We start from the raw sequence: 20,768 nt of genomic DNA, 5'->3' as shown, positions 1-20,768 counted from the left end.
TGGATAATGACTGTAGATTTTTTACAGGCCATCGACATCAATATTGCATATGTCCGTCGTCGGACTGTGAATTGCCGGACGCATAACTGCCCTATCCCCCGGAGCCTCAAACCAGGGGATAATAATGCGCTCTCGCACCAAACTTCGTCTTCAGCTTCTGCTCGGCACCGCGCTGGTCGCTGCGCCGCTGTCGGCCATGGCCCAGCCCGTCGCCGACGCGCCGGCGGCCCAGCCCGCGGCAGAGGCGGCCGATCAACAGCCCACCGGCCTGGCCGACATCGTGGTGACGGCCACCAAGCGTGAAACCAACCTTCAGGACACGCCGATCTCGATCTCGGTCGTCAACGCCGAGGCTCTGCAAGACCGTCACGTCCAGTCGCTGATGGACCTGGCCGACGGCGCGGTGCCCTCCCTGCGCGTCGCCACCTTCGAAGCCCGTCAGTCGGCCCTGACCATCGGCATCCGCGGCATCGTGCCGAACGACGCCAACCAGCCCGCCCGCGAGCAGGGCGTCGGCGTCTATGTCGACGGCGTCTATCTGGCCCGCCAGCATGGCCTAGCAGCCGCCCTGCTGGACATCGAACGGGTCGAGGTCCTGAAGGGCCCGCAAGGCACCCTGTTCGGCCGCAACACCGAAGGCGGCGCCCTGTCGCTGGTCACCAAGAAGCCGACGGGCGAGTTCGGCATGCGCGCCGTCGCCGGCGTCGGCAACCTGGATTCCTACAACTCCGAACTGCACGTCAACTTCCCGGCCCTGGGCGACTTCGCCTTCAAGGTCGACGGCGTGATCGCCGTTCAAGGGCCTGTGACGCAGAACAGCCTGCCTGGCGAAGAAGGCTTCGGCGCCTATGACCGTCGCGGCCTGCGCTTCCAGACGCGCTGGACCCCGGCCGACAACTTCACCGCCGACCTGGCCGCCGACGTCGGCAAGGACAAGAACACCCCCTTCTACAGCCAACTGCTGAACTTCAACCCGAACGGCCTGCCGGTCGTGCCGTGGACCTCGGCGACCGTGCCGAGCGGTTCGATCCGTGACCTGTCGCCGCTGGTTCAGGTCGAGGGCTCCAAGCGGATGACCCAGGCGGACATCGGTGTGCCGCAGCAATGGAGCGTCGACGACACGCGCGGCGTCGATCTGCACCTGTCGTACCGTCCGACCGATAGCCTGGAACTGCGGTCGATCACCGCCTATCGCGATCTCGACGTTCAACAGTACGACAACATCGCCGGCGCCCACCGCCCGCCGGTTACGGGTCCGAACGGCAAGTTCTCGCGCTATTCGCTGGCCGGATTCTGGCAGCACCAGTTCAGCCAGGAAGTCCAGGCGGTCGGTTCGCTGGGCGACAGCATCGACTACGTCGGGGGCCTGTTCTACTTCAAGGAGACCGTGTCGGACGACGCCGCCACGCCCTCGACCAACCAGTGGAACAGCGACGGCACGGGCTACACCATTCTGGACCCGACGCCGACCATCCGGGGCTTCCGCTCGATCGACCGCGCCTCGACCGCCCATGCGGAATCGAAGGCCGTCTATGGTCAGGGCACCTGGACGCCGGCGACGATGGACGCTCTGCACCTGACGGTCGGCGGCCGCTACACCTGGGACGCCAAGGACGGTCTTCTCTACACCGTCAACAATCAGCCGACGAACTTCACCTTCAAGAGCTCGGTCAAGCGTTTCGATCCGTTGGTCACGCTGGCCTACGACCTGACCGACAAGGTCAACGTCTATGCCAAATACTCGACCGGCTATCGCGCCGGCGGCGCCTCTTCGCGCTCGCTGACGTATCGTTCGTTCGCGCCGGAAGAGGTCAAGGCCTATGAACTGGGCCTGAAGAGCGACTGGTTCGACAACCGCGTCCGTGTAAACGCGGCGATCTACGCCATGGATCGCACCGACAGCCAGATCGACTTCAGCCTGGTCACTGTCACCGGCGCCTCGACCCGGAACACGCTGGAGACGATCAACGCCCCCGGCACGACCAAGATCCGCGGTCTGGAGCTGGAAGGTCAGTTCCAGGTCAACGAGAACCTGCGCCTGTCCGCCTCTTACGCCTATACCGACGCCAAGATCCCGGACACGGTGAACCCGTTCAACAACCAGGTGCAGAAGGTGTTCATCGCCTTCACCCCGCCGAACGCCGCCAGCGTGGCCGCCGACTGGACCTCGCCTTTCATGGGCGCGACCTTCAAGGCCCACGTCGACGCCAACTACGCCGACGCCACCCAAGCCTTCGACCAGTTCGAGTTGAAGAACGACTCCTCGTTCATCGTCAACGGCCGCCTGTCGGTCGCCGACATCCAGACCGCCCCTGGCGGCCCGGAGCTGGAACTGGCCCTGTGGTCGCGCAACCTGCTCGACGAAGCCTATGTCTATCGTCGTGACCCGTCGAACCGGAACACGCTGGGCGACTACGGCAACTTCAACGCCCCGCGCACCTTCGGCATCGAACTGCGCGCCACCTACTGATCGACCGTCCCGGTCGAAGAAGAACACCCCTCTCGCCGCCGGCGGGAGGGGTGTTTGACGTTTCGGCGCAGGTTTTGTGTCGGGCCTGTGCCGCTTGCGTGAATTTTCTTCGGCGGCGACGGATTTCGCTGGATCAGGGCGCGCAACGCAGGAATTGGCGCGGACATGAGCCATTTGATCCTGATCGCGGACAGCGACGCCGAGGCGGGCGAAAGGCTGGACCTTCATCTGCGTCGGGAGGGCTTCCGCACGGTCGGCGCGGCGGACGGGCAGTGCGCCCTGGACCTGCACGGCCGGCTGCGGCCCGACCTGATCCTGCTCGACGCCGGTTTGTCGGGACGTGACGGCTGGGACGTGCTGGGCGAGGTGCGTCGTCGCGGTCCGACGCCGGTGGTCATGAGCGCCCCGATCGACCATGGCGTCAGCCGGGTCCAGGCGCTGCGGATCGGAGCGGACGACTTTCTGGTCCGGCCGTTCGACGCCCTGGAGGCCGCGACGCGGACCCGGGCCATCCTGAGACGCCTGGCGGGCGCGTCGGGCGCAGGGCTGCTGAAGGTCGGCGGGCTGGAGGTCGATCCGGCCGGCTATCAGGCCGCCGTCGTCACGCCGGAGGGGCGCCGAAAACTGGGTCTGACCCTGACGGAGTTCCGTATTCTGGCGCATCTGGCTCATGCGCCTTCACGGGTCTTTTCGCGGGCCGAACTGGCGCAGGCGTGCCGGCCGAACGGCGCCTCGGAGGCCCGCACCCTGGACAGTCACGTCAGCCACCTGCGCCGCAAGCTGACAGAATCAGGCGCGGAGGAGGCGGTGGTGAACGTTCGCGGCGTCGGCTACCGCCTGGACCCCGCGTTCTGAAGGTCGCCGCGCCAAATCGTCCCGCCTCTCGTTTCCTCCTTCCTGCCTTCGTCGTCTCCCGGCCGAAAGAAAGATGTCTATAAACAGAGACGTATTGGCCACTCGAAAGCCGATTCCTTAGATCGGCGGGGCGTCGCAATCCGAACACAGTTATGACATTCCGGCCATGTGGGGCTTGCGGCCCGTTCCGCGGTTGTGCCATGTAACCGATTACATGAGCCGTCGACGGACCCTCGCCAAGAGGGCTGGCACGACGATCTGCAGGAGAGGAAGCCGTTGGACATCGCGTCGCCGTCCGCCGCCCACGACCGTTCGCGCGCCGCCAAGGCCGCGACGATCCGCGATGTGGCCGAGCATGCCCAGGTCTCCGTCGCCTCCGTCTCCCGCGTTCTGAACGGCTCTGGCGCGATCACCGAATCGACGCGCCAGAGGGTGCTGGACGCCGTGGCCCAGCTTCGTTACGTCCCCCATGTCGGCGCCCGTAGCCTGTCGACCAGCCGCACCGACACCATCGGCGTCATTCTGCCGGACCTGTTCGGTGAGTTCTTCTCGGAGCTGATCCGGGGCATGGACCTGGCCGCGCGCGCCCATGGCAAACACCTGATCGTTTCCAGTTCTCACGACGACGCCGAGGACACGCTGACGGCGGTGCGGTCGATGCGCGGCCGGGTGGACGGCATGATCGTGCTGTCGCCGCATGTCCGCGCGGCCAGTCTGGCGGCCGACGTCGCCGGCCGGATGCCGGTCCTCTTGATGAACGGCGTGGCGGAGGAGGCGGGTCGCGCCTCCATCGTCATCGACAACCACGGCGGGGCGGTGGCGGCGATCCGGCATGTGATCGCCTCGGGCCGTCAGCGCATCGCCCACATTCGCGGACCGCAAGGCAACGTCGAGGCCGATCAACGCGCCGCCGGCTACGCCTCGGCCCTGGAGGGGCAGACGCCGATCGTGGTGGAGGGCGACTTCTCCCAGGTCTCGGGCCATCGGGCGGCCACGGCCCTTCTGACGCTGCAGCAGCGGCCGGACGCCGTCTTCGCCGCCAACGACATGATGGCGGTCGGCGCCCTTCTGGCCTTTCAGGAGGCGGGCGTCCGCTGCCCCGAGGATATCGCCGTCGTCGGTTTCGACGACGTGCCCATCGCCAGTCTGATGCGCCCGGCGCTGACGACCATGCGCGTCAATATTGCGGAGATCGGCCGCCGGGGCGTCGAACGCCTGATCGGCCTGGTCAGAGCCGATGCGGCCGGAGCGCCCTCGGACGTCGCCTGCGAAATCGTTCGGCCGATCCTGGTCGAGCGTCAGTCAACCGCGGCCTCGACCGCCGCCAGGTTCAACAACGGGTGAGGCGCCGCATATCGCGGGAGACCGATCCCATCAGGAGGGAGACACCAAGATGAAACCGTTCAATACGCGCAAGGCCGCGACACGCCAAGTCGCCCTGGCCGCCGCCTCGGCCCTGGCCATCGGCATGAGTTTCGCCGGCGCCGCCTCGGCGCAGGTGGCGACCTCGACCATTCGCGGCAATGTGACCGACGGCGCGGCCGTCGAGCCCGGCGCCACCGTCGTCGCCCGCAACGTCGCCTCGGGCTTCACCAGCCGAACCACGGCGAACGCCCAGGGCGGCTATACGCTGTCGGGTCTTCGTCCCGGCACTTATGAGATCACTGCGACGACGTCCGAGAACGAGACGGCGTCGGACACGGTGTCGATCGGCGTCGGCCAGGTCGGCAATCTGGATCTGGCGGTTGCGGCGACCGCCGCTGCAACGCCGGGCGCGACCAATCTCGGCGAGATCGTCGTGACGGGCCGCCGTCTGGTCGAGGTGCGCACGCCCGAGAACGCGACCAACGTGACGACGCAGCAGATCCAGACGCTGCCGCAGATCAATCGCAACTTCCTCAACTTCGCCGCCTTGGCGCCGGGCGTGCGGATTGGCACGAACGATCAGGAGGTTCAGATCACCGCCGGCGGCCAGCGCGCGGAATCCGTCAACGCCTTCATCGACGGGGCCAGCCTGAAGTCGAACATCATCGCGGGCGGGATCGTCGGCCAGGATGACAGCCGCGGCAATCCGTTCCCGCAAGCCGCTGTTCAGGAATTCCGCATCGTCAGCCAGAACTTCAAGGCGGAGTACGAGCAGGCCTCCTCGGCGATCATCACCGCCGTGACGCGGTCGGGCACCAATGAATTCCACGGCGAAGTCTTTGGCACCTACCGCGATCAAAGCTTCGTGGCGCAGGATGAATTCGCAAAACGAAACGGCCAAGAAAAGCCAGACTTGGAAGTCCAGCAGTATGGTGCGGCTCTGGGCGGTCCGATCATTCAGGATAAGCTGCATTTCTTCGGCAGCTACGAGCACAAGCAGGAAAACCGCGCGGCTGCGGTCACGCTGGGCCGTCAGAATCCTGCCTATGTGAGCCAGTTCGGGCAGTATATCGGCACCTTCGCCACGCCTTTTGAAGAGGATCTCTACTTCGGCAAGCTGAGCTTCCAGCCCGCCGAAGGTCATTTGATCGACCTGAGCGTCACCTATAGAAACGAAGGCGACGTTCGGGATGTCGGAGAGGCCAATTCCATCGAGCGCGCCAATGGCCTGGAGCAGACGACCAAGAGCGCCAACCTGCGCTATCAGTGGCAGGGCGATGGATTCCTGAACGAGTTTGCGGTGGACTACCGCAACTACAACTACAATCCGACCGCCGCCAACTTCGATCAGGTCGGGCGCAGCTATCGTATCTTCGAGAACGGTTACGATCCCTACGGCGGGGTGACGATTCTGAACATCGGCGGATCGGGCAGCCGTCAGGACATCAGCGACAACGCCTTGACGTTCCGCAACGACCTGACCTTCAACAACATCGCGTTCAAGGGCTTCCACACGATCAAGGTCGGTGCGAAGTACAGCCACCAGAACTATAACGTGGTCAAGGAGTTCGGCCGTAATCCCGAGTTCTTCTACGACCTGGACGGCACGGCAGTGGCAGCGCCTCCGTGCCGTACCGCGTCCAGTTGGGCAACGAGTTCCCGACCGTCGATCTGACCAACAACGTCATCGGCCTGTATGTTCAGGATGACTGGGAAGTTACGGACAAGCTGGAGCTTAATCTGGGCATCCGTTGGGACTACGAGACCAACGCCGACAACAAGAAGTATGTCACCCCCGCTTCGGTCGTCGCCGGCCTGAACCAGTGGGTCGCCTCGACGGACGGCGGCAAGCCGGCCGGCTATGCGCCCAGCTGGTTCAACATCAACGACTACATCTCGACGGGCGACAATCGCGATCCGTTCAAGAACGCCTTCCAGCCGCGGATCGGCTTCTCCTACGACATCTTCGGGGACCGAAGCACGGTCATCTTCGGCGGCGCCGGTCGGTATTACGACCGGGTTCAGTTCAACTTCGCCTTCGACGAACTGGCCAAGCCGTTCGACTTTACGCAGAACGTCTTCTTCTCCACGACGGGTCGTCCGGCGGGCGTCGCCAGCGGCGCGCCTGAGGACCCCGTCCAGTGGAACGCCAACTATAATACGACGGCGGGTCTGGACGCTCTGCTGGCCAATATTCCGGCCAAGGGCGAAGCCTTCCTGCTGAAGAACGACTTCGAGCCGCCGCGCACGGATCAGTTCAACCTGGGTGTTCGTCAGCGGATCGGCGATTGGCAGACCGAGTTCACCTTGGCCTACGGCAAGACCGAGAACGAATTCACCTGGCAGTATCTGAACCGCTGCCGCGAACCTACGCGCGGCAACGACGGCGGCGGCTTCGGCGACAACGGCGGCTTCTGCGGCCCCGGCGGCAGCAACCCGTACCGCTCCTACCTGGTGTCGGATCACAGCAAGGAACGCGAGTTCACCGCTCTCTACGTCAAGCTGGACAAGCCTTACACCCGTGACGCCGGCTGGGGCCTGAACGTCGCCTACACCCTGTCCAAGGCCGAGCAGAACGGGGGCAACGACAACTTCTGCTTCGACTGCTTCTCGGTGGCGTCGTCTCCGGTTCGTCCGTCGGGCAACGACGAGCGTCATCGCATCGTCGCCAACGGGATCGTCGATTTGCCGTTCGATTTCCAGCTGTCGGGCATTCTGACCCTGGGGTCTGGCACACCCTTCGATGTGTATGATGATCGCGGCGCGAACTTCGTCTACCGTCCCTACGGCGGTCGTCCGGAGCGGGAGCAGTTCTTCCTGCCCAACGCCTTCGCCTACCGGAACCTGGATCTTCGTCTGACGAAGAACTTCGACGTTCCGGGCGCGGGTGAGCTGTCGGTCTATCTGGATGCGATCAACGTGTTCAACTTCAGCAACTACACGAACTTCGACGGCGGCACAGGTTCGGCGGCAAATCCGAACCCGAACTTTGGTCGTCCTAGCGCGGTGTTGTTCCCCACGCGGACGTTCCAGATCGGCGCGCGTTACGCCTTCTAACACCTGAGCCTGGGCCGCCTTGCGCTTGTCGTGGGGCGGCCCTTCTTTTTGTCGTGATTGCAGTAGAGTGCGCCCATGAATCGTCGAAGCTTTCTGATGCGGACAACCACCGGCGCGGCGGCTCTGGCCGCTGGATTTCCGGTGATGGCGGCGGCGCAGCAGAGGGCGACGGGGGCGGTCAATGGAACGCAGCGGCGGCCGCTGAGGCTGGACCGCGAGATCGAGGAGTTGCAGGAGCGGACCTTCCGCTGGTTCGAGAAGGTCACGGATCGGCGCACGGGTCTGACGCCGGATCGGTGGCCGACGCCGTCCTTCTGCTCGGTGGCGGCGGTGGGTTTCGCCCTGACCTGCTGGCCCGTGGGGGTCGAGCGCGGCTGGATGAGCCGGGACGAGGCGCGCGAGCGGACCCTGACCACCATCCGCTTCTTCTCCGACCTGCCGCAGGGGCCGGAGCCCACGGGCACGGCGGGCTACAAGGGCTTCTTCTATCATTTCCTGGATATGGAGACGGGGCTTCGTTACCGGACCAACGAACTGTCGACCGTGGACACGGCGCTGCTGATGGGCGGCATCCTGTTCGCCGCGCGCTATTTCAGCGGCGAACACCCGGACGAGGTCGAAATCCGGCAGAAGGCCCAGGCCCTGTACGAACGGATCGAATGGCCCTGGGCGGTCATCCGCGACAATCGCATCACCATGGGCTGGCATCCCGAGAGCGGCTTCATCCCCTCGGACTGGCACGTCTATAACGAGGGGATGCTGGTGCTGCTGCTGGCCATCGGCAGCCCGACCCATCCGGTCTCGGTCAATGTCTGGCACGAATGGGCCGCCAGCTACGACGCCAGCTGGACCGACCGCTGGGGCAGCTGGCATCTGAATTTCGCGCCCATCTTCGGGCACCAGTACAGCCATATGTTCATCGACTTCCGCGGCGTTCAGGACGCCTGGATGCGCGGGCAGACGGCGCAACTGGGCGAGTATCTGGACTATTTCGAGAACAGCCGCCGCGCGGTGTACGCCCAGCAGAAATACGCCCACGACAATCCGGGCGGCTGGGCGGGCTATTCGTCCGAAGTCTGGGGGCTGACGGCCTGCGACGGGCCGGGCGATTTCAGACAGGTCGTCGACGGCCGGGAACGCGAGTTCTTCAGCTATTCGGCGCGCGGGCCCGGCGACCGCGACGACGGCACCATCGCCCCCACGGCGGCCGCCAGCTCCATCGCCTTCGCGCCCGAGATCGTCGTGCCCTGCGTCAAGGCGATGAAGCGGAAGTACGGCGCGAGCGTCTATACCGAGTGGGGATTCCTCGACAGTTTCAATCCGACGCTGACGGTGCGCGACGGACCGTTGCAGCACGGCCGGATCGTGGAGGGCCTGGGCTGGGTCGACGGCGACTATCTGGGCATCGACCAGGGGCCGATCGTCATCATGACCGAGAACCACAGGTCCGAGTTCGTCTGGCGCCATATGCGGGGCGAGCCGAACCTGCGCCGGGCGCTGGAGATCGCGGGCTTCACCGGCGGCTGGTTGAACGGATGAATTCAGGCCCGCACAGAAGGGGGGCGCTGGCCCTGCTGGCGGGCGGGGCGACGGCGGCCTGCACCCCGCGCCGGTCCGGCGAGATCGTGCTGCGCTTCTGGGCCATGGGCAACGAGGGCGGGACCGTCGGCCAGCTGACGCCCGAGTTCGAGCGGCGCAATCCCGGCGTTCGGGTCCAGGTCCAGCCCCTGCCGTGGACGGCGGCGCATGAGAAGCTGCTGACCGCCTATGCCGGGGCCTCCCTGCCGGACGTCAGCCAGATCGGCAACACCTGGGTGGCCGAACTGACGGCCATCGGCGCCCTGTCGCCCACGCCGCCCCAGGCCGCCGACCTGCTGACCGACCAGTTTCCGGCCGTGCTGGAAACCAACGAGATCGGCGGCCGGGCCATGACGACGCCCTGGTATGTGGACACGCGGCTGCTGTTCTATCGCAGGGACCTGCTGGCGCGGGCCGGGTTCGAGGCGCCGCCCGAGACCTGGGCCGAGTGGAAGCGCGCCATGCACGGGGCGAAGCGGGCGGTGGGCGCCGGCAATTTCGCCATTCTGCTGCCGCTGAACGAGTTCGAGCAGCTTCTGACCTTCGGGCTTCAGATCGACGCGCCCCTGCTGAGGGACCAGGACACGAGGGGAAACTTCTCCAGTCCGGGCTTCGTCGCGGCCCTGGCCTTCTACAAGAGTCTGTTCGACGAGCAGTTGGCGCCCGTCGCCTCGTCCACGCAGATTTCGAACGTCTGGACCGAGTTCGCCAACGGCTATTTCAGCTTCTACTTTTCCGGTCCGTGGAGCGTGGGGGACTTCCGCAGCAAGCTGCCGGCCTCCTTCCAGCCGAACTGGGCCACGGCGGGCGTGCCGGGGCCGAACGGTCTGGGGGCCTCTGCGCCCGGCGGGTCCAGTCTGGCGGTGTTCCGGTCATCGCCCCATCAGGAGGCGGCCTGGGCCCTGGTGCGCTATCTGTCCGAGCCGCAGGTCCAGGCGCGGTTCAACCAGATCGTGGGCGATCTGCCGGCGCGCCAGAGCGCCTGGGACATCGCGGGCGTCGAACGCGACCCGATGCTGGCGCCGTTCCGGGGGCAACTGGCGCGCGCCAAGGCCGTGCCCAAGGCGCCCGAATGGGAGCGGATCGTGACCGAGATGCAGATCGTCGCCGAACGGATGGTGCGTGGGGAATACACGCCCGAGACCGCCGCCGCCGAGATCGACCGCCGTGTCGATCGGCTGCTGGAGAAACGCCGCTGGATGCTGGAACAAGGCAGGGCCGTATGACCGTCGCCGATCCCACTCTGGCCAAGGCGAGGGCGAAGGTCAGGCCGTCGCGCGGAAGCGGCGCCCGCGAGCGGGCCGCCTGGGCCTTCGTCGCCCCGGCCCTGATCGCCATCGGCCTGTTCTTCGCCATCCCGGTGATCGCCGCCCTGCTGCTCAGCCTGACCGACTTCGACATCTACGCGCTGGCGAACCTGGACAATCTGCGTTTCGTCGGCCTGCAGAACTATGAGCGGCTGCTGACCAATCCCCTGTTCTGGGGGGCGATGAAGAACACCCTGACCTTTGCGGTTCTGGGCGTGCAGGTGTCCATCGCGGCGTCCTTGCTGGCCGCTGTGATCCTGAACGCGCGGGTGGTGAGGTGGCGGCCGATCTGGCGGGTCATGTTCTTCGCCCCCTATGTCACCACCCTGGTCGCGACGGCGGTGGTGTGGCGCTATCTGCTGCACACCCGGTACGGCGTCATCAACTGGGGTCTAACGAGCATTGGCCTGCCCGCCGTGGACTGGCTGGGCGATCCGTCGACCTCCATTCCCGCCATCCTGATGTTCGTGGTCTGGAAGATATTCGGTTACAATATGCTGATCTTCCTGGCGGTGCTTCAGACCGTGCCGGACGACCTGTACGAGGCCGCGCGCATCGACGGGGCCGGGCCGTGGAAGCAGTTCCGCCATGTCACCCTGCCGGCCATAGCGCCGACCCTGCTGCTGGTCTCGATCATCTCGGTCGCCAGCTTCTTCCAGCTGTTCGCCGAACCCTATGTGATGACGCAGGGCGGGCCGGCCCAGAGCACGGTGACGGTGCTGTATTTCATGTACGAGGAAGGCTTCAAATGGTGGAACCTGGGGTCCGCCAGCGCGGTCGCCTTCATCCTGTTTCTGTGCATTCTGGCCATCACCCTGGTGCAGTTGGCGGTGGCGAAGAGGGTGGGGGCGTATCAGTGAAAATTCGCGCGATCCTGCTGAACCTCGCCGTGGCCCTGATCGCCCTGATCGTCCTGTTCCCGCTGGTCTGGATGGCGGCGGTCAGCTTCATGGCGACGGGCGAGGCGGCGACCTTTCCGCCGCCGCTGTGGCCCAGGACATGGACGCTGGAGCATTATCGCGACCTGTTCGTGAACCAGGGAATGGGCCGCTATATGTGGAACAGTTTCGCCCTGGCGACCCTGGCGACCCTTCTGGCGCTGGGGTTCACCGTGCCGGCGGGCTACGCCTTCGCCAAGCTGAGGTTCCGGGGGCGAGAGCGGCTGTTCCAACTGCTGGTCGGCGCCCTGGTGGTGCCGGCGCAGATCGGCACCCTGCCGCTGTTTCTGATGCTGAAGGGAATGGGGCTGGTGAACACCTACGCCGGGGCGCTTGTGCCCTGGCTGGCGTCGATCTTCGGCCTGTTTCTGGTGCGCCAGTATGCGCTGAGCATTCCCGACGAAATGCTGGAGGCCGCCCGCATCGACGGCGCCGGCGAGGGACAGATTTTCCGCCGTGTGGTCCTGCCCACGCTGCAGCCGATCATCGTGACCCTGGGCCTGTTCGTCTTCCTGGGCAGTTGGAACGACTTCCTGTGGCCGCTGATCATCCTGACGGACCAGTCGAACTACACCCTGCCGGTCGCGCTGGCGTCCCTGTCGCGCGAGCATGTGCAGGACGTCGAACTGATGATGGCCGGGGCGGTCGTTACGGTCGCGCCCGTACTGATCCTCTTCCTGGCCCTGCAACGCTACTACATCCGCGGCATGCTCGCGGGCAGCGTGAAGGGCTGAGTTTTCCCCTGTCCCTTTGGGACGACGACAAGGAACAGGCCCTCATGCGCCTTGCCGCCTCTGTATTCGCCATCGCTGTGGCGATCTCGACGCCCGCCTTCGCCCAGGCGACGCGGGTTCTGGACCCGATGGAGGACGCCGCCGCGTGGAAGGCGGACGCCTCCACCGACGTCTCCTCGACCGTGTCCTCGGTCGTCGGGCATGACGGGCGGGCGGTGCGGCTGACCTATGACTTCAACGGCAAGGCGGGCTACGCCTTCGCGGCGCGCGCCCTGCCGTTCGACCTGCCCGACAACTACGAGATCAGCTTCTGGGTGCGCGGCGAGGGGCCGACGAACACCTTGGAGGTCAAGTTCACCGACGCCTCGGCCGAGAACGTCTGGTGGAAGCAGACGGCCCGCTATGACTTCCCTGACGGCTGGACCCGGTTCGTCATCAAGCGGCGTCAGGTGTCCAAGGCCTGGGGCCCCAGCCCCGAGACCGAACTGCGCCGCGCCGAGCGGGTCGAGTTCGTCGTGGTGGCGGCCGAAGGCGGGCGCGGCTTCATCGACATCGACCAGCTGTCGATCCGCGAACTGCCCGTCGATCCCGCCGTGCCGCCCCAGCCCATCGCCAGCGACGGGCGGTCGCCCTCGACCGCCCCCCGCGCCGTGGATCGGGACGTCAAGACCGCCTGGACCCCGCCGGTCACGGGCGCGCCGGTCCTGACGCTGGACCTGGGGTACGAGCGGGAGTTCGGCGGCCTGACCCTGCGCTGGGGCGAACGCGGCGCGGCGAGCGACTATCGCGTCTCGGCCTCGCTGGACGGACGCGACTGGCGGCCGCTGGCGACCGTGACGGGCGGAAACGGCGGCGTCGACTGGCTGAGGACGCCAGAGGCGACGGCGCGCTGGCTGCGGCTCGAACCGTTGAAGCCGCTGGCGGCGTCGGACGTGGTCGGCTCGTCCGGCGCGGGGCAGAGGTTGGGCGCGGGCCAGGCCACGACCTTTGCGCTGGACGAGATCGAGGTCGAGCCTCTGGCGTTCGGCGCGGACGCCACGGCCTTTGTCGAGGCGGTGGCCAGGGAGAACCGGCGCGGTCTCTATCCGCGCGGCTTCACGGGCGAGCAATCCTACTGGACCTTGGTGGGGGTCGACGGGGGCGGGGAGAGCGGCCTGATCGGCGAGGACGGCGCCATCGAATTGCGTCGCGCGGGACCGAGCATCGAACCCTTCGTGGTCGACAACGGGCGGCTGATCACCTGGGCCGACGTCAATATCGAACAAGGGCTGAAGGACGGCGACCTGCCGATCCCGTCGGTGACGTGGCGCGCCGACGACTGGACGTTGAAGATCACCGCTTTTGCGGACGGCCCGCCCGATCAGGCGCAGCTTTGGGGGCGGTACGATCTGACCAATACGAGCAGCCGGCCCCGCACCCTGACCCTGGCCCTGGCCGCGCGGCCGATGCAGGTGAATGCGCCGCGTCAGTTCCTGGCCATTCCCGGCGGGGTCAGTCCGGTCGAGACGATCGCCTGGGACGGCGCCGAACTGAGGTTGAACGACGCGGTTCGCGTCCAGCCGCTGGCGACGCCCGATCATGTGGCGCTGGCGACCTTCGATGCGGGCGCCGACCCGCAATCCCTGATCCTGCCGTCGGCGCAGCGACAGGCGGCCGAGGCGGCGACGACCACCGACGCCACGGGTCTGGCCGCCGGCGCCCTGACCTATCAGGTGACGCTGCAGCCCGGCGAGACGCGCACGGTCGGCTGGGTTTCGCAACTGTCCGGCGAGGACCTGGCGCCCGAGCCGGTGGGGCAGGCGGCGGCTGTGCTGGACACCGTCGAGACGCGGCTGGCGGCCGAATGGCGGGCCAAGCTGGACCGGGTGGACCTGATCGTGCCGCCCGCCGCCCAGCGGATCGAGGACGCGCTGAAGTCCTCCCTGGCCCATATGCTGATGTCGCGTCAGGGGCCGATCCTGCAGCCCGGCACCCGCAGCTACAACCGTTCCTGGATACGCGACGGGGCCATGATGGCCGAGGGGCTGAACCGGCTGGGCATGGCCGAACATTCCGCTGATTATCTGCGCTGGTACGCCCCCTATGTGTTCGAGAACGGCAAGGTCCCGTGCTGCGTCGATGCGCGCGGCGCCGACCCGGTGCCCGAGAACGACAGCCATGGGGAGTTCGTCTTCCTGGCCGCCGAGACCTATCGCTACACCAAGGACGAGGCCCTGCTGCGTCAGGTCTGGCCCCAGGTGCAGAAGGCCGTAGCCTATATGGACGAGCTGCGCGCCTCCACCCGGACGACGGCGTTCCAGGCGACGGATCAGCGGCATCTGTACGGCCTGTTGCCGCCGACGATCAGTCATGAAGGCTATTCGGACAAGGCGGCCTATTCCTACTGGGACGATTTCTGGGGCCTGTTGGGTTACAAGGACGCGGTCTTCATCGCCGAGACGCTGGGCGACCCCGAGGCCGCCGCGCGTTACGCCGCCGCGCGCGATCAGTTCGCCGCCGACATCCGCGCCTCCATCACGGCCAGCGCGCGACATCACGGCATCGACTGGATCGCCGGGGCGGCGGATCGGGGGGATTTCGACGCCACCTCGACCACCATCGCCTTGTCGCCCGCCGGCGAAAAGGATGATCTTCCGCCCGAACTGCTGGCGCGAACCTTCGACCGGTATTGGGAAAACTTCCAGAACCGTCTGACCAACCGCACGGCGTGGAAGGACTACACCCCCTACGAATGGCGGCTGGTCGGGGCCTTCGTGCGGTTGGGCCAGAAGGATCGGGCGCTGGCGGTGCTGGACTTCCTGATGGCCGACCGGCGACCCGAGGCGTGGAACGGCTGGGCCGAAGTGGTGGGGCGCGAGAAGCGCGAGCCACGCTTCATCGGCGACATGCCCCACGCCTGGATCAGCTCGGACTACATCCGCTCTGCGCTTGACCTGTTCGCCTACGAGCGAGACCGGGATCATGCCCTGGTCCTGGCCGCAGGCGTGCCCGAAGCGTGGCTGGACACGCCGCAGGGCGTGGGCGTGCGGAACCTGCGAACGGCCTATGGGCCCTTGACCTACGCCTATCGCAGACAGGGGCGGGACCATGTGCTGACGATCCAGCCGGGCGCCGCGCCGCCGGGCGGCTTCGTCCTGCAATGGCCGGCGGGCGAGGGACGGCCCCGCACGGCGGCCATCGACGGGCGCGCGGCCGCCTGGGCGGGCGACGAGTTGAAGATTCCCGGCGATGCGCGCCGAGTCGTGCTGCGCTGAGACCTATTTGGTCGGTGTGTCGATCAGGACCGCGGGGGTGACGGGGGCGCCCGTCGCCTCGGCGATCAATTCGGCCGTGCGGGCCTCGATCACCGCTTCCAACCGCGTCATGAAGGTGGTCTTGTCCAGACCCACGGGAATAGGGTCCAGGAACTCCAGCGTCGCCGTGCCGGGGTGCTTCTCGTACTTCTCCTCGGGCCAGAACAGGCCGAGGTTGGTGGCCAGGGGCACGACCGGCATCTGAAAGTCCCGATACATGTGCCAGACGCCTGTGCGGTAACGGTATTTGCTTCCGATCGGGGCTAGATGGCCCTCCGGATAGATCAGGATCTTGCGGTTCTCGGCGCGAGCTTCGGCGGCGCGCAGGGCCAGGGCCTTTCGCGCCTCATGTCCGCCGCAGGAGTTTACGACGATGGCGCCCAGCTTTTTCAGCACCCCGCCCAGCAGGGGGAACTTCTCCAGGTGGTCGCCGGTGACGAAGGCCAGGTCGTCGAACTGGTCGTAGGCGGCGAAGCCGTCGCCCCAGCTCTGGTGCTTGGAGGCGACGATGAAGGCGCCGTCGGGCAGGCGGTCCTTTCCGACCACCCGCAGTCGAATGCCGGCGAAGATCGCCATGGCCTGCACCATTCGCTTCACATAGCGACGTATGACCCAGCCGGCCGGGCCGCGACCGGGCGCCAGGGCGGCGAAGGCGGCGGTCAGGCCGTAGCCGACCGACAGAATCCAATAGGCGATGTTGAAGGCGAGGCTGCGCATGGGCCGACTATGAGACGAAAGCGTCGCCGTGTCAGGTGGGGCCGAAGACCCGGATCAGGCGGCCCTGGTCAGGGCGCCGGCGCCGGTTACGCAGTTGCGGCCCGCGCGTTTGGAATCGTACAGCGCCACATCTGCGCGGCCCAGCAGGGAGGCCGCCGTCTCGCCCGGTTCGCGCAGGGCGAAGCCGGCCGAAATGGTCACTGTGCCCAGGTCGTCGTTGGTGGAGCGCCGACGCAGCGAACGGGCGGCGACTTCCTTGCGGATGGTTTCCAGCACGGCCGTGACCGAGCCGGTCTTTTCGCCCGGGAAGATGACGGCGAATTCCTCCCCGCCGAAGCGGGCGGCGAATCGGTCGCCGACGCAAAGACGCGACAGGACGGTGGCCACATAGCGCAGGACCTGGTCGCCGGTTTGATGGCCCCAGGTGTCGTTGAACCGTTTGAAATGGTCGATATCGAGCAGGGCCAGCGCCAGGGGGGCGGTCTCCGTCTCACTGCACAGCTCGGCCAGGCGCTCGTCGAACGCCTTGCGGTTCGACAGATTGGTCAGGGCGTCGGTCATCGCCTCGCGCCGTACCTGCTCCAGGTGGCGCTGCAGACGGGCGATCTCCTTGTTCGAGCTTTCCAGACGCTCTTCGAGAATGGCGGTTTCGCGCCGGACGCGGCGGGTGGCGTGCGACAGTCCGCCGACCAGATCCTTTATGGCGGCGGCGCCGCGCGTGGAGTCCATGGACTCGGACGCGCCGGCCAGGGTGACGCCATAGTCGGCCTGGGTCTTGTGCGCCTTGGCGATGGCGGTCTGGATGCTGGCCAGTTCGCGGTCCAGCACGGCGCCGGCGTCGCGGATTTCTTCTGAAAGTCGGCCGCGCGGCAGGTATTCGGCGGCCAGCATCTCGGATGTTTCGTCCGAGATGACGGTGCGTTCCTTCAACAGCCGTCGAATTTCGTCGCCCAGCGCCCCTTCGGGATCGCCGAGGTAATACATCCAGAGTTCAAAGTTCAGAGGCGTCGGCCAGACGCCGACCTTCTCCATCTCGGCGATGACATTGCGGGCGAGAGAATAGGCTTCGGGACCCCGAACCGCCAACTCAACCTTTACCGCCATGCGTCTCTCCCCCTGGCCTCATGTCGAAACCGTCGGGAGGAAGACTAGGGCGTGATCCGTAATGTCCGGTAAACGACCAAGGGAATCAGGCCGAAATTACCACCGGGCGACGCATGAAGGCGGGTATGTCTTCGCCAAAGCCTCTGACGCCCGAACGCTCGCGCTCCTCGGGGCGGCGCTCGCCGCGACGGTCGGACTGACGCAGGCGCGGTTCCTGATCCGCGCGGACCGGGATGGGCTTTTCGACCGTTTCGGCTGAGGAAACGACGACTTCGGGCGCGGTTTCGACGATCGCTTCGGGCTTGGCCTTGCGGCGGCTGCGCGAACGCGCGGGGACCTCAACCTCGGCGGGGTCGGCCTTGGCGGTTTCGGCAGGGGCCGCGAGCGCCGGAGCCTTGATCGGGTCGGCCGAACGGTCCCGTTCGCGCCCCGACGCGCGGTCGCGGCCGCCGCGCCTGTCGTCCCGACGCGGGCCGTCCTTGATGGCGGCGAAGTCGATGTCCAGGACCAGCTCTTCCGGGTCCTTCTTGATCAGTTTCAGCACCTTATCCAGCGACTTGTCGTCGGCGGGGGTGACGATCATGAAAGCCTGCCCCAGCTTGCCCGCGCGGCCCGTGCGACCGATGCGGTGCACATAGTCGTCGGCGTGGTGCGAGACGTCGTAGTTGAAGACGTGGCTGACGTCGGGGATGTCCAGGCCGCGTGCGGCGACGTCGGAGGCGACCAGAATCTTCAGATTGCCGGCGCGGAAGTCGGCCAGGGTCTTCATCCGGTGCGACTGGTCCAGATCGCCGTGAATGGCGGCGGCGTCGATGCCGTGCTTCTGAAGCGACTTGGCTACGATATCGACTTCGGACTTGCGGTTGCAGAAGACGATGCCGTTCTTGACGTCGGCCCGTTCGATCAGGGCGCGCAGCGCCGTGCGCTTGGCCTTGGGATCGCTGGTGGGGATGCGCACCAGATACTGGGTGATGGTGTCGGCGGTCTGTGCCGGGCGCGAGACCTCGATCCGGGTCGGATCCTTCAGGAACTGGGTCGTCAGGCGCGTGATCTCGGGTGGCATGGTGGCCGAGAAGAACAGGGTCTGGCGGCGCGGCGGCGTCAGTTTAAAGATGCGCTCGATGTCGGGAATGAAGCCCATGTCCAGCATGCGGTCGGCTTCGTCGACGACCATGATCTCTACGCCCGTCAGCAGCATCTTGCCGCGTTCGAACAGGTCCAGCAGACGGCCGGGGGTGGCGATCAGAACGTCCACGCCCTTGTTCAGGGCCGCGACCTGGTCGCCCATGGAGACGCCGCCGATCAGCAGGACCCAGCTCAGCTTGGCGCCCTTGGCGTATTTGGCGAAGCTCTCGGCGACCTGATCGGCCAGTTCGCGCGTCGGAGCCAGAACGATGGCGCGCGGCATGCGAGCGCGGGCGCGCCCGGTGGAAAGGCGCTCGATCAGGGGCAGGGTGAAGGCGGCGGTCTTGCCGGTGCCGGTCTGGGCGATGCCAAGGACGTCGCGGCCGACCAGGGCGACGGGAATGGCTTGGGCCTGGATCGGCGTGGCGGTGGTGTAGCCTGTCTCGGCGACGGCCTGAAGAAGCGTGGGCGAGAGGCCCAGTTGGGAAAATTCGGTCATGAATCCTAGGGAAAGAAAGCGTCTGCGTGCGTCTAAGCGACGGAACCGCCCCTCTTGGGCGAGCGGGCGGCGCGGATCGCAGACCTGTCCCGAGGCTGGGGCGCATATAGAAGCCCCTGCGCCAAAGTCAAGTATTTATGGTTTTCGAGGCCGCGTGGCGTGAGCGCAAACGCAAATCGCCGGGCGAACGAGCCCCGCCCGGCGATCCGATAGGCGATGGATCGGCGCTTAACGCTTGCCGAAGATCAGGTCGCCCAGCTTAGCGAAGAAGCCTTTGCTTTCTTCGGCCTTTGGCGCGGCGGCCGGGGTTTCGACCGGCTTGGGCGTTTCTGCGGGCGCGGGGGCCGGAGCCGCCGCGGGAGCAGCAGCCGCGGCGGCCACCGTCGGCTTGGGCGCTTCGACCGGAGCGGCGGCGGCCTTGGGCGCAGCCTTGGGCTTGGGTGCGGCCTTGGGGACGGCAGGCTTCGCCGCAGCGGTCTTTGCAGCGGGTTTGGCGGCAGGAGCCTTGGCGGCCGTCGCTTTGGCGGCGACCTTTGGCGCCGCAGGCTTCGCGGTTGCGGTCTTCGCCGGCGCAGCCTTGGCCGGGGCGGGTGTCTTCGCCGCCTTGGGGGCGGCAGCCTTGGCGGTCTTCGGTTCGACGGTTTTCGCCGTCGCGGGCTTCACGGCGCTCGACTTCGGCGCGGCTTTCGGCTTGGAAGCGGCGGTCGCCGGCTTTGGCGACGCAGGTTTAGACGTAGTTGGTGACTTGGCCATGTATTCCCCGACCCCTCGGTTTGATAAAAACGCGGCGGCGACGGGCGTTCAGCACCGGATCGCTACGATTCGCCATATTACCGGTGTTTGAGAAATGTCCGAGTCCGCTCTTCAGATAATCGCGCGGGGTCCGCGCGTCCCGGCCGAGACCGCCGCCGCCGCCATAGATGCAGACCCCCTGCTGGAAGGCGCGACCTATTCGATCCTTGAGGAGGACGAGGACAAGGGCGTCTGGCGCATCGACGCCTTTCCGACCACGGAAGAAGAGGCCGAAGGGATCGCCGCGACCCTGCGGGCGCACGACGGGCTGGAGGTCATGGTCGAAAAGCTGGCCGACGCCGACTGGCTGGCCATGTCGCTGTCGGGCCTGCCGCCGGTCGAGGCCGGGCGGTTCTTCGTCTATGGCGCGCACGATCAGGGAAAGGTGCCGCAGGGGCGGGTGACGCTGAAGATCGACGCCGGCGCCGCCTTTGGAACCGGCCACCACGGCACGACGGTCGGCTGCCTGGAGGCGTTCGATAATCTGTTGAAGACCGAGACGTTCGAGAAGGTGCTGGACGTCGGCTGCGGCACGGGCGTTCTGGCCATTGCGGCGGCCAAGACCGGCACGCCCATCGCGGTCGGCACCGACATCGACGAGCCGTCGGCCCGGATCGCCAACGAGAACGCCGAGATCAACGACGCCGAATGCGACTTCTATTTCGCAGACGGCCTGAGCGATCCGCGCATCGCCCAGCACCTGCCGTATGATCTGGTGTTCGCCAACATCCTGGCCGCGCCGCTGGTGGAGCTGGCGCCCGAGATCGGGGCGGCGTTGAAGCCGGGCGGTGTCGCCATCCTGTCCGGCCTGTTGCGGACGCAGGAGGAACGGGTGCTGGAAGCCTATCTGTCGCTGGGCTTTGTCGTCGAGCAGACCATTCATCATGACGCCTGGAGCGCGCTGCAACTGCGCAAGGCCGGGTAAGGAAAAGCC

Annotated in this window: 15 protein-coding genes; 12 read left to right on the top strand and 3 right to left on the bottom strand. The window is 66.6% G+C overall.

Translation table 11 applies throughout. From position 1 onward, the window contains the following. The first annotated feature begins 124 nt into the window (after positions 1–124). The 10 genes from QE389_RS04615 (at position 125) to QE389_RS04570 (ending at position 15,558) form a co-directional block, all read left to right on the top strand. Positions 125–2,470 carry a TonB-dependent receptor gene (locus QE389_RS04615; RefSeq protein ID WP_307364913.1) on the top strand — a complete coding sequence of 782 codons (2,346 nt, stop codon included), beginning with the start codon at positions 125–127 and terminating at the stop codon, positions 2,468–2,470. 165 nt (positions 2,471–2,635) lie between these two features. Further along, positions 2,636–3,325 carry a winged helix-turn-helix domain-containing protein gene (locus QE389_RS04610; RefSeq protein ID WP_307364912.1) on the top strand — a complete coding sequence of 230 codons (690 nt, stop codon included), beginning with the start codon at positions 2,636–2,638 and terminating at the stop codon, positions 3,323–3,325. Positions 3,326–3,601: 276 nt separating this feature from the next. After that, positions 3,602–4,669 (top strand): LacI family DNA-binding transcriptional regulator, encoded by a 1,068-nt coding sequence (locus QE389_RS04605; RefSeq protein WP_307364911.1) that lies wholly within the window; start codon positions 3,602–3,604, stop codon positions 4,667–4,669. A gap of 49 nt (positions 4,670–4,718) precedes the next feature. Then, positions 4,719–6,365 carry a TonB-dependent receptor gene (locus QE389_RS04600; protein WP_307364910.1) on the top strand — a complete coding sequence of 549 codons (1,647 nt, stop codon included), beginning with the start codon at positions 4,719–4,721 and terminating at the stop codon, positions 6,363–6,365. Beyond that, a complete protein-coding gene (locus QE389_RS04595; protein WP_307364909.1) occupies positions 6,317–7,747 on the top strand; it encodes a TonB-dependent receptor domain-containing protein in 1,431 nt (476 codons plus the stop codon). Before QE389_RS04600 ends, QE389_RS04595 begins: the two co-directional genes overlap by 49 nt. 96 nt (positions 7,748–7,843) lie before the next feature. Beyond that, positions 7,844–9,286: a glucoamylase family protein gene (locus QE389_RS04590; RefSeq protein ID WP_307364908.1), complete on the top strand. Its 1,443-nt coding sequence runs from the start codon at positions 7,844–7,846 to the stop codon at positions 9,284–9,286. Further along, entirely contained in the window at positions 9,283–10,551 is a 1,269-nt protein-coding gene (locus QE389_RS04585) for a sugar ABC transporter substrate-binding protein (RefSeq protein WP_307364907.1), read from the top strand. The genes QE389_RS04590 and QE389_RS04585 overlap by 4 nt, the downstream gene beginning before the upstream one ends. Further along, positions 10,548–11,492, top strand: coding sequence for a carbohydrate ABC transporter permease (locus tag QE389_RS04580; protein WP_307364906.1), 945 nt, complete (start codon positions 10,548–10,550; stop codon positions 11,490–11,492). The genes QE389_RS04585 and QE389_RS04580 overlap by 4 nt, the downstream gene beginning before the upstream one ends. Then, the gene (locus tag QE389_RS04575) at positions 11,489–12,304 is read left to right on the top strand and encodes a carbohydrate ABC transporter permease (RefSeq protein ID WP_307364905.1); all 816 of its coding nucleotides are present in this window, start codon (positions 11,489–11,491) and stop codon (positions 12,302–12,304) included. The genes QE389_RS04580 and QE389_RS04575 overlap by 4 nt, the downstream gene beginning before the upstream one ends. A gap of 44 nt (positions 12,305–12,348) precedes the next feature. Next, a complete protein-coding gene (locus QE389_RS04570) occupies positions 12,349–15,558 on the top strand; it encodes a discoidin domain-containing protein (RefSeq protein WP_307364904.1) in 3,210 nt (1,069 codons plus the stop codon). Positions 15,559–15,561: 3 nt separating this feature from the next. Here QE389_RS04570 and QE389_RS04565 read toward each other — a convergent pair whose 3' ends face one another. The 3 genes from QE389_RS04565 to QE389_RS04555 form a co-directional block, all read right to left on the bottom strand. Further along, positions 15,562–16,314 (bottom strand): 1-acyl-sn-glycerol-3-phosphate acyltransferase, encoded by a 753-nt coding sequence (locus tag QE389_RS04565; RefSeq protein WP_307364903.1) that lies wholly within the window; start codon positions 16,312–16,314, stop codon positions 15,562–15,564. Between the two features lie 54 nt (positions 16,315–16,368). Continuing rightward, a complete protein-coding gene (locus tag QE389_RS04560; RefSeq protein WP_307364902.1) occupies positions 16,369–17,418 on the bottom strand; it encodes a GGDEF domain-containing protein in 1,050 nt (349 codons plus the stop codon). Between the two features lie 85 nt (positions 17,419–17,503). Next, entirely contained in the window at positions 17,504–19,042 is a 1,539-nt protein-coding gene (locus QE389_RS04555; RefSeq protein WP_307364901.1) for a DEAD/DEAH box helicase, read from the bottom strand. Between the two features lie 505 nt (positions 19,043–19,547). Between QE389_RS04555 and QE389_RS04550 the strand changes: the two genes are divergently transcribed. Together QE389_RS04550 and QE389_RS04545 are read left to right on the top strand one after the other, a co-directional pair. After that, positions 19,548–19,886, top strand: coding sequence for a hypothetical protein (locus tag QE389_RS04550; protein WP_307364900.1), 339 nt, complete (start codon positions 19,548–19,550; stop codon positions 19,884–19,886). Between the two features lie 3 nt (positions 19,887–19,889). Further along, positions 19,890–20,759, top strand: a complete 870-nt coding sequence (locus QE389_RS04545; RefSeq protein WP_307364899.1) for a 50S ribosomal protein L11 methyltransferase — start codon at positions 19,890–19,892, stop codon at positions 20,757–20,759. Positions 20,760–20,768 lie beyond the last annotated feature (9 nt).

Origin of the sequence: Brevundimonas sp. SORGH_AS_0993 (assembly GCF_030818545.1) — a bacterium.
Lineage (GTDB): Bacteria > Pseudomonadota > Alphaproteobacteria > Caulobacterales > Caulobacteraceae > Brevundimonas.
The sequence above is the reverse complement of the archived record's forward strand: the minus strand, read 5'-3'. Positions and strand labels throughout refer to the sequence as shown.